We start from the raw sequence: 11905 nt of genomic DNA on the forward strand, positions 1-11905 counted from the left end.
TTTCTCTTGGCTCTTGCTTCTATAAATCTTTAAAAAACAAAACAAATGAAAACAGCATATATAGTAAAAGCATATAGAACAGCAGTTGGAAAAGCTCCAAAAGGTGTTTTTAGATTTAAAAGACCTGATGAATTAGCTGCAGAAACCATTCAGTTTATGATGGACGAACTGCCTAATTTTGATAAAAAACGTATCGACGACGTTATGGTAGGAAATGCCATGCCGGAAGCAGAACAAGGTTTGAACGTTGGACGTTTGATTTCTCTTATGGGATTAAAAGTAGAAGACGTTCCTGGTGTTACGGTAAACCGTTATTGCGCATCTGGACTAGAAACTATCGGAATGGCGACTGCTAAAATCCAATCAGGAATGGCAGATTGTATCATTGCCGGTGGTGCAGAAAGTATGAGTTATATTCCGATGGGAGGTTACAAACCAACTCCGGATTATAAAGTTGCTGCTGCAGGTCACGAAGATTACTACTGGGGAATGGGTTTAACTGCTGAAGCGGTTGCCAATCAATACAAAATTTCAAGAGAAGATCAGGATGAGTTTGCTTACAACTCTCACATGAAAGCTTTGAAAGCTCAGGCAGAAGGAAAATTTGACAAACAAATTGTTCCAATTACAGTTGAGCAGACTTTCATCAATGAAAACGGTAAAAAAGAAACTAAATCATACGTTGTAAATAAAGACGAAGGACCAAGAGCAGGAACTTCTAAAGAAGCTTTAGCCGGTTTAAAACCAGTTTTTGCTGCTGATGGAAGTGTAACTGCCGGAAACTCTTCTCAAATGAGCGACGGTGCTGCATTCGTTTTAATCATGAGCGAAGAAATGGTAAAAGAATTAAATCTTGAACCAATTGCACGTTTGGTAAATTTTGCTTCTTCTGGTGTTGAGCCAAGAATTATGGGTATCGGACCTGTAAAAGCAATTCCGAAAGCCTTAAAACAAGCTGGTTTAGAATTGAAAGATATTGACTTGGTTGAATTAAACGAAGCTTTTGCTTCTCAGTCTTTGGCTGTAATTCGCGAATTAGGTTTAAATCCGGATATCGTAAATGTAAACGGAGGAGCAATCGCTTTAGGACATCCTCTAGGTTGTACAGGAGCTAAACTTTCTGTTCAATTATTTGATGAAATGAAACGCAGAGGCAGCAAATATGGAATCGTGAGTATGTGTGTGGGAACTGGTCAAGGTTCTGCGGGGATTTACGAAGTATTGTAGTTTTTAAGAGGAAAGAAGCAAGATGCAAGACTTGATTTTTGGAATGAAAATATTCTGAAAATAAAAACTTTTAAAAGTAGTAAAAAACTTACTTTTAATTTTTCTTGTTATCTTGCCTCAAAAAAACATGAGACACAATTTTAAGAATTTGAAAATTTGGATTTTAGCTATGGAAATTACAAATGACATCTATAGACTAACCGCCACTTTTCCAAAATCAGAAACATATAGTTTGACAAGTCAAATGAATCGATGTTCTGTTTCCATGCCTTCTAATATTGCGGAAGGCTCCAACAGAGGCAATAAACATTTTCAACATTATTTGAATATCAGTCTAGGTTCGTCATTTGAATTGCAAACGCAATTGTTAATAGCTTGCCAAAATGACTATGTAACAAAGGAAAAAACAGAAAAATTAGAAAACAAAATAATTGAATTTCAAAGAATGACAACAGGCTTCATAAGCAAGTTAAATTAAATCTTGCTTCTTGCCTCTTTCATCTTATCAATCTAAAAACAAAAAAGTCATGAGCGACAAAACAAGAGGAGGTCAATTCCTAGTTAAAGAAACAAAATGCGAGGACATCTTTACTCCAGAAGATTTCTCGGAAGAGCAGTTAATGATGCGTGACTCTGTTAAGGAGTTCGTTGACAAAGAATTATGGGCGCATAAAGATCGTTTTGAGAAAAAAGATTACGCTTATACAGAAGCTTCTATGCGTAAAGCGGGTGAATTGGGACTTCTTGGAGTTGCAGTACCTGAAGAATACGGCGGATTAGGAATGGGATTTGTTTCTACAATGTTGGTTTGTGACTACATTTCTGGAGCAACTGGTTCTTTCTCAACTGCTTTTGGTGCGCATACAGGAATTGGAACTATGCCAATTACACTTTATGGCACTGAAGAACAAAAGAAAAAATACGTTCCGAAATTGGCTTCTGGAGAATGGTTTGGAGCATATTGCTTAACTGAACCAGGTGCAGGATCTGATGCAAACTCAGGAAAAACTAAAGCAGTTTTGTCTGAAGACGGAACTCATTACTTAATTACAGGTCAAAAAATGTGGATTTCGAATGCAGGTTTCTGCAGCTTATTCATTGTTTTTGCTAGAATTGGTGATGATAAAAACATTACAGGTTTCATCGTAGAAAACGATCCGTCAAACGGAATTTCTATGAATGAAGAAGAGCATAAATTAGGAATCCGTGCTTCTTCTACTCGTCAGGTTTTCTTTAACGAAACAAAAGTTCCAGTTGAAAACATGTTGTCTGAAAGAGGAAACGGTTTCAAAATTGCAATGAATGCCTTGAATGTTGGTCGTATTAAATTGGCTGCTGCCTGTTTGGATGCTCAAAGAAGAGTTACTTCTGGAGCTGTAAAATATGCTAACGAAAGAATTCAGTTCAATACTTCTATTTCGTCTTTTGGAGCTATCCGTTCTAAATTAGCTGAAATGGCAACGAATGCTTATGCAGGAGAAAGTGCTTCTTACCGTGCTGCAAAAGACATCGAAGACAGAATCGCTGCTCGTGAAGCTGAAGGAACTTCTCACCAGGAAGCAGAATTGAAAGGTGTTGAAGAATATGCTATCGAGTGTTCTATCTTGAAAGTAGCCGTTTCTGAAGACGTTCAATCTTGTTCTGACGAAGGAATTCAGATTTTTGGTGGAATGGGATTCTCTGAGGATACTCCAATGGAAAGTGCTTGGAGAGATGCTCGTATCGCTCGTATTTACGAGGGAACAAACGAAATCAACAGAATGCTTTCTGTAGGTATGTTGATCAAAAAAGCAATGAAAGGACACGTTGATTTACTTGGACCAGCAATGAAAGTTCAAGAAGAATTAATGGGAATTCCATCTTTTGATACGCCTGATTTCTCTGAATTATTTGCAGAAGAAAAAATAATCGTAGCTAACTTGAAAAAAGTTTTCTTAATGGTTGCTGGTAGCGCTGTTCAAAAATATGGTCCTGAATTAGATGCTCATCAACAATTATTAATGGCAGCTTCTGATATCTTAATCGAAATCTACATGGCTGAAAGTACAATTTTGAGAACTGAAAAATTAGCAAAAGCTCAAGGCGAAGATAAAGTTCAGGAGCAAATTGCTATGGCAAAATTATATTTATACAAAGCTGTAGATATTGTAAACTTAAGAGGAAAAGAAGGTATTGCTTCATTCGCTGAAGGTGACGAGCAACGTATGATGTTAATGGGATTGAAACGTTTCACTAAATACACTAATCTGCCAAACGTTGTGGCACTAAGAGAAAAAATTGCAGCAAAATTAGTAGCAGAGGACACTTACTGCTTCTAATATCAAGATAGTTTTTAGCTTTTAATTTGTTTAAGCCCGCGCAAGTCCGAAACTGCGCGGGCTTATTTTTTTGTTATTCCCAGTGAAAGACATCACTTACAGAACGCAATATTTTTGCAGAAATTTGCAAAATATTCGTTAAAATTGACTTTCTCGAGCATTCCTGATGTTAAATATTAAATGTATTACAGTATATTTAACATTCTAAAAACTATAAAAAACAAAATAATGAAACAAATTACTCTAATCGCATCCTTTTTGCTGTGTTTTGGTATTACAACCACTTTTGCGCAAAAAAACAAAAAAATGGATATTATTGCCTATTATACTGGCGATTCTCAACTTATTGACCAATATGAGGTTGGGAAATTAAACCAGATTATCTTTAGTTTTTGCCACCTAAAAGATGGAAAATTAAGCGTTGATTCAGCTAAAGACTCTATTACTATCAAACATTTAGTTTCGCTTAAAGCAAAAAATCCGCAGCTTAAAATTATCCTATCACTTGGTGGCTGGGGAGGTTGTGAGCCTTGCTCTGAAGCTTTCTCCACTGCAGATGGACGCTTAAAATTTGCAAAATCTGTAAAAGAAGTAAGCGATTATTTTAAAGTTGACGGTTTAGATTTAGATTGGGAATATCCATCAATTGAAGGACTTCCTGGTCATTTATACCAAGCTGCTGACAAACCTAATTTTACAGAACTTCTTAAAATTTTACGCTCAACATTAGGAAAAAAATATGAATTGAGTTTTGCTGCGGGAGGTTTTCAAAAATGTCTAGATGAATCTATAGACTGGAAAGCTGTTGCTCCTTATGTAAACCGTATCAATATTATGAGCTATGATTTAGTAAATGGCTATTCAAAAGTTACAGGTCATCATACACCATTATACAGTACAAATCCAAAAGAAGAATCTACCAATAGAGCTGTTGAATTTTTATTAAAACAAGGAGTTCCTGCAGAAAAATTAGTAATTGGAGGTGCATTTTATACGAGACAATGGAAGAACGTAGAAAACATCAATAATGGATTGTATCAAGCTGGAGAACACTTTCAAGGTGTTGATTTTAAAAACTACGCATCTGTTTACACTGAAGCTAACGGCTGGAAATACTTCTGGGATGATAAAGCAAAAGCTCCTTATTGGTACAATGCTTCAACTAAAACTTTTGCTACATCAGATGATTTAAAGTCTATTAAAGCAAAAGCTGAATATGTAAAGGCAAAAAACTTGGGAGGTATAATGTTCTGGGAACTTACTCTAGATAGTTTCCGTGACGGAATGGTAAATGAAATTTACAAAGTTAAAACTGCTAAATAATATGAAAGGGAATCACAATGATTCCCTTTTTTTTATATAAGTTGGATAAGATTATTGTATCTTATTCTTATCGAGTTCTCCTATAAATGGAATTGCTTCTAAAATTTCACTGCGAATAATCGTTTGCAGATAAACTTCCAACTGAATAAATTTAGCTGCATTTATTGCCCCAATTGCTTTTTTGGCTTGACTATATGTTTTGGAGTATAGTTTTTCATAATCAATATGATTTTTTAAAGTGCCTTTTGCCAATTCATCAGCTTTGGCATCGGTCAAAGTTTCATAATTAGCAGCGTAATCATTTATTAACTGAAATTTGGTTTGTCCAAGCGCTTTACGTTTGGTTTCATACTCATCGTACACCTTCGCAAAAGCGGTCGCTTGCGCATCAGATAAATTCATGTACTGTTTTACCAATTCAGCTTTAGATTTTCCATAAACACTTTGTACTACTTCTAAATCTTCCTTATAAGAAGATTGCGCATAAGATGAAAATGAGGCTATCGCCATCATAAGAATAAGACTTAATTTTTTCATAGTTTCAATTTTAAATTTATTTTTAAAGACAATATGTATGCTGAAATATATTGATTACTAAAACCTTAAAACCAAAATAGTATATCTATCTTAAATTATTTACTCACTGATACTTTTGGAGCATATATCACTCCATCATAACTAATTGGACCTCGATTGTTGCTGCTTACAGAAAGTGTTGTGCTTCCGTTATAAAAGATAGAAAACGTTAAATCATATACATCACTAGCACCTCTTACTGTTGCTTTTATAATAGTATTATTTTTTTTATTTTCGACTTTAATGTTCTCTGGCTTGCCTTCAAATTTTATTCCACCATCACTATTATATCCAACATTATAGCCGCGTCCAAAGAAAGGAAGGTCGCAAGTTGCACTATCGGCTTTAAACTTTAAAAAATAAGTATTATAATCTAGCTGAATTAATCTGCCACTTTGAGGCGTTAATTTTTGAGCCTCAAAAACAAAATTTCGAGAATCTATAAGCGCTTTAATTTCATTTTGTTTCTTTAATTCTCTTTCTTGTTTGAGTTCTTTTTTTGTCTTTTCTTGTGCAGAAGCCGAAAAATTGAAAACAATCAGAAACAGGAAGACACATAATCTCGTTTTCATAAAACTATTTTTTAGTAAAACGCATCATTGCAATATCTCCAGAAATAAAATTCAGTGTTTTGCCGTCATCTGTAATATCGTATGATGTAATTTTCTGCAGTGTATTCATGTAAGTCTGCTCTCCTTGCTGTCCATCAAGACACATCATTTTTGTTACCGCCATTGGTTGTGTAAAATCTATTTTATTTCCAGTCACATTGAGTTTTCCAGTATAAGAATTACAACCATTATTTCCAGACACCTGATTCTCTGCAGTTTTAAAAACAATACTTGGCTTTTTATTTGGATATAAAGCGTCAAAAGTTTGAGAGTCGGCAATATAATTTAATTCCCAATTTCCGTCAAGCTTAGAAACGGCATCCGTTTTTGTGCATTTGCAAGAAATTAAAAACGAACTAATAAAAACGAGAGTAAAAATCTTTTTCATCATAACATTAAGGATTAAATGTGAGCGAATTAGATAAATGGTTTTCAGAAATTATTCATTAAAAACCTACACGAATTTAAACAATATTTTTGGGTTTTAACTCAATCAACATCAAATTATAACGTATAGTTTGACTTTTTTTTAACTTTTAGAGTTAATCTAATCCGTTATTTTATGTTAAATTTACTTAATCTTTAACTAAAATGCCCGTAGATATGAAAAAACTAATTGTTTCTTTCGCTATAATTACTGCCTTAATCATTGGCTGTAAAACAAATAACAAATCAAATGATGCTAAAACTCTAACTGTTGCATTAGAGCCAAAAAGCAACAGTAAAGTTGCCGGAACTGCCACTTTTGTTGAAAAAAATGGCAAAGTAACTTTTACAGCAAAAATTACAGGATTAGAACCTGGAGTTCACGCCATCCATATTCATGAAAAAGCAGATTGCAGTTCTGCCGACGGAAGTTCTGCTGGAGGACACTGGAATCCAACTTTTAAAAAGCATGGAAAATGGGGAGTTGGAGAGTATCATAAAGGTGATATTGGAAACTTTACCGCTGATGCAAAAGGAAACGGATCTATTACTTTAACAACTGACGAATGGTGCGTTGGATGCGGAGATTCTAACAAAGATGTTCTAGGAAAAGGCTTAATCGTTCACGCAGGAACAGACGATTTTACCACTCAGCCAACTGGAAATGCTGGAGGAAGAGTTGCTTGTGCAGGAATCATCAAATAAGAAAAACTTGAATAACCGCTATTTTTAACAAAATCTAGCGGTTATTTCATTTTAAAATGAATCCTAAAACAAGAAAAAGACATAGCTTTGCATCAGCAAAATAAAGTCCATGATTAACCCATCAGCACCAGGCTGGATCGATAAGTTTTTTAGTGAACAGAAGTTTTCAGAAGCAATTCCTTTTGAAACTGTAGATTCGTTTTACTATAAAGTGAGAGAAACAGGGTTTATTTACGGACATATTATTGCTATAGACTCACAAGTTCCAATTCCGATAAAGGGTTGGTTTAAAACTGAAATTTCAAAAGTTGCCTTACTCAACACACTCTATCATGTCTTTTGTTTAGAGAAAAGAAATTCGGAACCTAAACATTTTATTTCTGAAGTTTTAAAGTTTTATAAGCAAATGAACCCAGAAGGATTTAATTTGTTTAAAATTTTACTGCCCAAAGACACCCCTTCCCTATCTCTGGAAAACATTATTGATCAGAGAGTCCAGACGAATGACAGCATCATCAGTAAAAACTTCTCGCATTTGGTTACTAATGCTTTATTGTTTATTGATGTTCTGGCCTTTAGACAATATTTAGAACATGGAGAAATTCCTGAAAAATACTTAAAAAGAATTGAAGAAACGGTTCTTGGAATTGTTGGTTTGGCTTTAAAAACAAAAACAGTAAAATCACAGCACGACGATCTTTTAATTAAGCTTTTTGAGGCTTCTATACGTTATTCAAAGTTTTCGAAAGTTACAGTTGAGACTTTGGAAACTTTAAATCTAGAATACTTTAAAAATAGACTTGAGCAGTACTATTTAATCGATATGGCCGGAATGGCTTTGTGGAGTGATGGAGTTGTAGAAAATGAAGAATCGTATTTCCTATATTCTTTAGGTTCAACAATGGGAGTTCCTGATGATTTTGTAACTCAAAGCATGGACACAACCAATACTTTTATTACGACTCACAAAAAGAAAATTCCGTACTTTAATTATTCGAATCCTGTTAAACATTTTTATGATCAAATGACGCATAGCGTAGTCAAATTAATCATACGAAACAAAAATAGGCTAATTAAAGAAATTGTCCAGAGCAAGGAATTAATGGTTCTACTAGCCTATTCTACAACAAGAGATTTGGATGCTAAGGAAAAGAAAAAGGTAAAAAAACAGCTTTTGGACATTTGCAAAACCATTCCATCGCTAACCATATTTTTACTTCCGGGAGGAAGTTTGCTTCTTCCAATTCTAATAAAGTTTATCCCAACAATGCTTCCGTCTGCATTTAATGAAAATTTAGACGAAAACGAATAAAAAAAATCGCCCTTTTTGAGGGCGATTTCTATTTGTATCTATTAAAGATCTAATTGGTAAACTTCGTCTAGCTCATCATTTGAAGCGATGTTTACATCCAAATCGGTTACAAAACCTGAATTTAATCCGTAAACCCATCCATGAAGCATTAAATCTTGACCATTTTTCCAAGCATTCTGCACAATAGATGTTTTCGCTAAGTTGTAAACTTGTTCTTTAGTATTGATTTCAACAAAAGCATTAAAACGCTCTGTTTCATCTTCAATAGAATTTAAATATTTATCATGTAAACGATATTCATCTTTAATATGACGAAGCCAGTTATCAATAATCCCAACAGACTGATGTCCCATTGCTGCTTTTACACCTCCGCATCCGTAATGTCCGCATACAATAACATGCTTTACTTTCAAAACATTTACCGCATAATCTAGAACACTAAGCATATTCATATCAGAATGCACAACCATATTGGCAATGTTACGGTGAACAAAAACCTCACCTGGTTTTGCACCAACAATTTCGTTTGCAGGAACACGGCTGTCAGAACATCCAATCCATAATAAAGGTGGTGATTGTCCTTTTGCCAAATCAGCAAAATAATTAGGATCTTTTGCTAAAGAAGTTTCAACCCACTTTTTATTGTTTTCTAATAACTGCTCATAAAATTTTCTCATTTTTTTATTTTTTTGTGTGGTAATTTCTAAGTTATAATAGTCTCACAAAATGAACTTAAATGTAAAGTTACCTAAAATTTGACATTTCATCTTCCTTAAAAACACCAATTTTTAATTATTCTCCTCTAACAACTTCTTTTTTAACCAGTTCTCTTTTTGCCACATCATAATAATGCTCAATTGTAACGTGGTTACTATTTTCTGGTGTATTTTCTAATTCGTATGCTTCTTTAAACCCTTTAAGCTTCACTTTAATGTTTTCATCGATAGCTCGTGTTTCTTTAAATTCACGAATTAAATCCAAAACATCATGCGCAATATATTCCGTATCATGAGCATTGATAATTACTTTCGAATTTTCTGGAATTTCAGCCAGTGTTTGTTTGATTGCCGCTTTATTTAAAAACGAAACTTCCTGTGCTAAATCAATATGAATGATATCACCGTCTTCATATTCTTCTTTCTTGAAAACGTAAGCCCTTTTCAGGTTTCCTCTAAGAACAAAAATGATACTGATAACAATTCCCAACGCAACACCTTTTAGCAAATCTGTCGCAACAACAAAGACCAAAGTTGCAATGAAAGGTACAAACTGGTATTTCCCCTTTTCCCAGAAATGCATAAAGGTTGCTGGTTTTGCTAGTTTATATCCAACTAAAATCAAAACAGTAGCCAATGTTGCCAATGGAATTTTGTTTAAAATTGCTGGTATAGACAATACACTTATTAACAAAAGTACACCATGAATAATGGCAGACATTTTAGATTTTGCTCCTGCATTGTTATTTGCAGAAGATCTTACTACTACAGAAGTCATTGGCAAACCTCCTAAAAGAGAGCTAACCATATTACCAATACCTTGAGCTCTAAGCTCTACATTGGTATTGGTGTAACGTTTTTGCACATCCATTCTATCAGAAGCTTCAATACACAAAAGCGTTTCAATAGAAGCGACAATGGCAATCGTAATAGCAACTACCCAAACCTGCGGATTTGTAATAGCAGTGAAGTCTGGTGTAATTATAATTGATTTAAAGTCTTCAAAAGATTTTGGAACTGGCAAAGAAACCAAATGTTCTTTTGCAATTGCCAAAGTGCTTCCTGTAGATACAAATATTTCGTTTAAAACAACTCCTGCTATAACCGCAACCAAAGCTCCAGGAACTAGTTTTATTCTTTTTAAGAAAGAAACTTTATCCCAAGCCAATAAGATTGCCAATGAAACTGCAGAAACCACAACAGCCCCCAAATGAATATGATTTAAAACATCAAATAAAAATGAAAATGAATTGCTTCCGTCATTTTGAACAAAAGCCTGATCTCCTTCAAAATCTGCATCATAACCAAAAGCGTGCGGTATTTGTTTTAAGATGATAATAATTCCGATACCAGCCAACATTCCCTCAATTACGTTTGTCGGAAAATAATTCGATATACTTCCTGCTCTTAAAAATCCTAATGCTAATTGAATTATTCCAGCAATAAAAACAGACATTAAAAATACATTGAAAGCTCCTAAATCGGTAATTGCGGTTAAAATGATAGCTGTTAACCCAGCAGCTGGACCTGATACACTAATATGCGACTGGCTCAAATATCCTACAACGATACCGCCCACAACACCAGCAATAATTCCAGAAAATAATGGTGCTCCAGAAGCCATTGCAATACCTAAGCACAACGGAAGAGCGACCAAGAAAACCACTAAACCTGAAGCAAAATCAGATTTAAGGTTGGCAAAAAGATTGATTTTTTTTGTCATAATATAATACTAAAAAAATTATTCATTAAAGATTTACCCCATCTCGATAGAAATGCGGCTAAAGTTCGAAATAATCGGAAGTATTATGCTACGTTGGGTGGTGGAGCAAAGATGCTCGGAGAGATGTTGTCTAGCTTGACAATGTTTTCAGAAATGATTGTTTTTTTCTCGATGTAAACGGGAATCAAAACTTCATGCTCAAGAATAGTTGGGTGAACTACATTTTTAAGTTCCTTATGCACTTCTTCTTCAGCAATACTAAAAGATATAGTCGTATTATTTCCTTTCTTAATCGCCTGAACAATTGTCGGGGTCGATAAGAAGGCAATAAATATGAATAATAATATGCGAGCTATATATTTCATCAAAGCAAAAATAGCGTTAAACAAATAAAATCAAAGAGATTTTTATAGAAATTTAACATAAACAAAAAAGCAGAATGCAATTTTCATTCCATTCTGCTTTTAATTATTTAAAAAACAATTATTTACAAAGTCTCTTCTAACCAAGCGTTCATCATCCAAATTGTTTTTTCCTGCTCTGCAATGAAGTCACTCATCATCGAATTGGTTCCCTCATCATTAATTTCGTCAGATTTGTTCAAGATTTCTCTCTCGATTTTTAATAAATCTGATAAAGAATGAACAATTAATTGAACCGCTTTTTCATCATTAGAAATATTCTTTCCAACCGTTAATTTATTGTTTTTAATATAATCTTCAAAAGTATGCAGAGGCGTCCCTCCAATTGTCAAAACTCTTTCTGCAATCATATCTATTTTCAATTGTGCATCTGTATATAACTCCTCAAATTTTACATGCAAATCAAAGAAACGTTTTCCACGAATGTTCCAATGAATTCCTCTCAAATTTTGGTAGTACACTTGAAAATTTGACAATAATACATTGAGTTCTTTTACTAATAATTCTGATTCTTTTACAGGTAGTCCTAAAATATTCGTCTTCATA

13 protein-coding genes are annotated in these 11905 nt (G+C 34.0%); 6 read left to right on the forward strand and 7 right to left on the reverse strand.

What is annotated here, in order from left to right:
• Nucleotides 1-45 precede the first annotated feature (45 nt).
• From M0M44_RS22110 to M0M44_RS22125, 4 genes are all read left to right on the forward strand, one after another.
• The gene (locus tag M0M44_RS22110) at nt 46-1227 is read left to right on the forward strand and encodes a thiolase family protein (protein WP_248727671.1); all 1182 of its coding nucleotides are present in this window, start codon (nt 46-48) and stop codon (nt 1225-1227) included.
• A gap of 127 nt (nt 1228-1354) precedes the next feature.
• A complete protein-coding gene (locus tag M0M44_RS22115; RefSeq protein ID WP_248727672.1) occupies nt 1355-1705 on the forward strand; it encodes a four helix bundle protein in 351 nt (116 codons plus the stop codon).
• A gap of 49 nt (nt 1706-1754) precedes the next feature.
• Complete coding sequence (locus M0M44_RS22120) at nt 1755-3545, forward strand: acyl-CoA dehydrogenase family protein (protein ID WP_248727673.1); 1791 nt, start codon at nt 1755-1757, stop codon at nt 3543-3545.
• Between the two features lie 228 nt (nt 3546-3773).
• Nucleotides 3774-4868: a glycoside hydrolase family 18 protein gene (locus M0M44_RS22125; protein ID WP_248727674.1), complete on the forward strand. Its 1095-nt coding sequence runs from the start codon at nt 3774-3776 to the stop codon at nt 4866-4868.
• Between the two features lie 51 nt (nt 4869-4919).
• Here M0M44_RS22125 and M0M44_RS22130 read toward each other — a convergent pair whose 3' ends face one another.
• The 3 genes from M0M44_RS22130 to M0M44_RS22140 all read right to left on the reverse strand — a co-directional run bounded on the left by M0M44_RS22130 (nt 4920) and on the right by M0M44_RS22140 (nt 6446).
• Nucleotides 4920-5405, reverse strand: a complete 486-nt coding sequence (locus M0M44_RS22130; protein ID WP_248727675.1) for a hypothetical protein — start codon at nt 5403-5405, stop codon at nt 4920-4922.
• 95 nt (nt 5406-5500) lie between these two features.
• Nucleotides 5501-6016, reverse strand: a complete 516-nt coding sequence (locus M0M44_RS22135) for a DUF4251 domain-containing protein (RefSeq protein ID WP_248727676.1) — start codon at nt 6014-6016, stop codon at nt 5501-5503.
• A 4-nt stretch (nt 6017-6020) separates the two neighbouring features.
• Complete coding sequence (locus M0M44_RS22140) at nt 6021-6446, reverse strand: META domain-containing protein (RefSeq protein WP_248727677.1); 426 nt, start codon at nt 6444-6446, stop codon at nt 6021-6023.
• Nucleotides 6447-6658: 212 nt separating this feature from the next.
• Here M0M44_RS22140 and M0M44_RS22145 point away from each other — a divergent pair, with 212 nt between their 5' ends.
• Together M0M44_RS22145 and M0M44_RS22150 are read left to right on the forward strand one after the other, a co-directional pair.
• Nucleotides 6659-7186, forward strand: a complete 528-nt coding sequence (locus M0M44_RS22145) for a superoxide dismutase family protein (RefSeq protein WP_008468500.1) — start codon at nt 6659-6661, stop codon at nt 7184-7186.
• A gap of 109 nt (nt 7187-7295) precedes the next feature.
• Nucleotides 7296-8498 (forward strand): LETM1-related biofilm-associated protein, encoded by a 1203-nt coding sequence (locus M0M44_RS22150; protein ID WP_248727678.1) that lies wholly within the window; start codon nt 7296-7298, stop codon nt 8496-8498.
• 41 nt (nt 8499-8539) lie between these two features.
• On the opposite strand, the gene can is transcribed toward M0M44_RS22150, so the two are convergent.
• The 4 genes from can to M0M44_RS22170 form a co-directional block, all read right to left on the reverse strand.
• Nucleotides 8540-9175, reverse strand: coding sequence for a carbonate dehydratase (can, locus tag M0M44_RS22155; protein WP_095928921.1), 636 nt, complete (start codon nt 9173-9175; stop codon nt 8540-8542).
• 115 nt (nt 9176-9290) lie between these two features.
• Entirely contained in the window at nt 9291-10937 is a 1647-nt protein-coding gene (locus M0M44_RS22160) for a SulP family inorganic anion transporter (protein ID WP_248727679.1), read from the reverse strand.
• A gap of 83 nt (nt 10938-11020) precedes the next feature.
• On the reverse strand, nt 11021-11302 hold the full coding sequence (locus tag M0M44_RS22165) for a hypothetical protein (RefSeq protein WP_248730025.1): 282 nt from the start codon (nt 11300-11302) through the stop codon (nt 11021-11023).
• Nucleotides 11303-11424: 122 nt separating this feature from the next.
• The gene (locus tag M0M44_RS22170; RefSeq protein ID WP_095928924.1) at nt 11425-11904 is read right to left on the reverse strand and encodes a Dps family protein; all 480 of its coding nucleotides are present in this window, start codon (nt 11902-11904) and stop codon (nt 11425-11427) included.
• Nucleotide 11905 lies beyond the last annotated feature (1 nt).

Source organism: Flavobacterium humidisoli (assembly GCF_023272795.1).
GTDB classification, from domain to species: domain Bacteria; phylum Bacteroidota; class Bacteroidia; order Flavobacteriales; family Flavobacteriaceae; genus Flavobacterium; species Flavobacterium humidisoli.

Bases quoted from the DNA above. Each gene is read 5' to 3' on its own strand.
- M0M44_RS22110 (WP_248727671.1), top strand. From the start codon at position 46: ATGAAAACAGCATATATAGTAAAAGCATATAGAACAGCAGTTGGAAAA.
- M0M44_RS22115 (WP_248727672.1), top strand. From the start codon at position 1,355: ATGAGACACAATTTTAAGAATTTGAAAATTTGGATTTTAGCTATGGAA.
- M0M44_RS22120 (WP_248727673.1), top strand. From the start codon at position 1,755: ATGAGCGACAAAACAAGAGGAGGTCAATTCCTAGTTAAAGAAACAAAA.
- M0M44_RS22125 (WP_248727674.1), top strand. From the start codon at position 3,774: ATGAAACAAATTACTCTAATCGCATCCTTTTTGCTGTGTTTTGGTATT.
- M0M44_RS22130 (WP_248727675.1), bottom strand. From the start codon at position 5,405: ATGAAAAAATTAAGTCTTATTCTTATGATGGCGATAGCCTCATTTTCA.
- M0M44_RS22135 (WP_248727676.1), bottom strand. From the start codon at position 6,016: ATGAAAACGAGATTATGTGTCTTCCTGTTTCTGATTGTTTTCAATTTT.
- M0M44_RS22140 (WP_248727677.1), bottom strand. From the start codon at position 6,446: ATGATGAAAAAGATTTTTACTCTCGTTTTTATTAGTTCGTTTTTAATT.
- M0M44_RS22145 (WP_008468500.1), top strand. From the start codon at position 6,659: ATGAAAAAACTAATTGTTTCTTTCGCTATAATTACTGCCTTAATCATT.
- M0M44_RS22150 (WP_248727678.1), top strand. From the start codon at position 7,296: ATGATTAACCCATCAGCACCAGGCTGGATCGATAAGTTTTTTAGTGAA.
- can (WP_095928921.1), bottom strand. From the start codon at position 9,175: ATGAGAAAATTTTATGAGCAGTTATTAGAAAACAATAAAAAGTGGGTT.
- M0M44_RS22160 (WP_248727679.1), bottom strand. From the start codon at position 10,937: ATGACAAAAAAAATCAATCTTTTTGCCAACCTTAAATCTGATTTTGCT.
- M0M44_RS22165 (WP_248730025.1), bottom strand. From the start codon at position 11,302: ATGAAATATATAGCTCGCATATTATTATTCATATTTATTGCCTTCTTA.
- M0M44_RS22170 (WP_095928924.1), bottom strand. From the start codon at position 11,904: ATGAAGACGAATATTTTAGGACTACCTGTAAAAGAATCAGAATTATTA.